This window comes from Desulfamplus magnetovallimortis (genome assembly GCF_900170035.1).
GTDB lineage: Bacteria > Desulfobacterota > Desulfobacteria > Desulfobacterales > Desulfobacteraceae > Desulfamplus > Desulfamplus magnetovallimortis.
Genome location: NZ_LT828549.1, coordinates 211,507 through 212,903 on the forward strand (window position 1 = coordinate 211,507; position 1,397 = coordinate 212,903).

Genomic DNA, 1,397 nt, shown 5'->3' on the forward strand with positions numbered 1-1,397 from the left:
TTGACAAGGCTTACAAGATCATAGGTGTCGGCTTTTAGAAGATAATCAATTCAAAGAGCAGCACATGGAGGATATGACAGATAGCTGTAAAGAGATCAATTCAAAGGAATTCGATCAGAACATGAGCGACATCGGCCCGTTGATTTTCCTGCTCAATGCGGTGATAGATGGTAATAGCACTTTGATAAGGAGACGGCAAATTGGGATACCATGATCTATTTTTCAAGCAGACCTTTTCGATCCGTGAACATGCGGTTGACTTTGTTCAGCACACGCTTCCATCCGAAGTGATCCGTGGTATCGATTATGCGACCTTTGCCCTTGAAAAAGGCTCCCATGTTGACGCTACCCTGGCAGAACATTTTTCAGATACGGTGTACTCCTGTCAATTTTACGGAACGCCCCTTAAAATTGCGTTGTTGTTTGAACATAAAAGTTCACCGGACATCAATTTGCCGTTTCAACTTCACCGCTATATGAGTAACCTCTGGGAAAACAGCATCAAACAAAAAGAGCCGAGGATGCCGATGATCCCGGTTGTGCTGTATCACGGAAAGGCTGCCTGGAACCCTGGAACATTGCGCTCACGATTCAAAGACCTTCCGGATTCCGTCAAATCATTTGTTCCTGATTTTGAATATGTATTTGTGGATCTTTCTGCCTACTCCAACGAGTTCATTAAAAAAAGCATATTTTCATTGGCATCCCTTCGGATTGCGCTGCTGATCATGAAAAATATTTATGATCAGGAAGAGCTGACCCGTCATCTGGTTCAATTTTTAGAACTTGGATGTTCTTTTTTTAAAGAAGAGCAGGGATTGAAATTTCTGGAATCAGTGATAAATTATATTTTACAGGTAACCGAGATCGAGACAGATATGCTTGTCAAATCCATTACCTGTATAACAGAAAAAGGGGGAGAACTTGCCATGACAACTGCAGAAAGACTTAGAGAGGAAGGCCTTCAGAAGGGTATCCGGAAGGGTATCCAGAAAGGCTATAATATGATGGTTTCTCTGGTCCGTAATGCCGAAAAAAAAGGACTATCTGAAGAAATAATTGCACAGATAGCCAACCTCGACGTTGCATCGGTTAGAAAGATATTGAATAATGAAACCATAGATATCCCATTGCATCTGTTGATGGATGGGGATGATCAATAAGAGCATCATCATTATCGGCTCTGCAAAAGATGAAGTATAGACGACATTCCATAGTGACAATAAAACTGTACAATGACATTGTCTTTAAATGGTTTTTTGGTCGTCAGGAACATACCGGCCCGTTGATTTCCCTGATCAATGCGGTGATAGAGGGGATTTGAAAGTTGCAACTGAGCTTGAAAAGTGGAGCTATTTCCTTGGAACCATTCAGGACAACAGAGAGCCCCTTGATCC

Annotated in this window: 1 protein-coding gene; it reads left to right on the forward strand. The window is 41.9% G+C overall.

The genetic code is table 11. The features are described from left to right. Positions 1-200: 200 nt before the first annotated feature. Positions 201-1,163, forward strand: coding sequence for an Rpn family recombination-promoting nuclease/putative transposase (locus tag MTBBW1_RS16880; protein ID WP_080805104.1), 963 nt, complete (start codon positions 201-203; stop codon positions 1,161-1,163). Positions 1,164-1,397 lie beyond the last annotated feature (234 nt).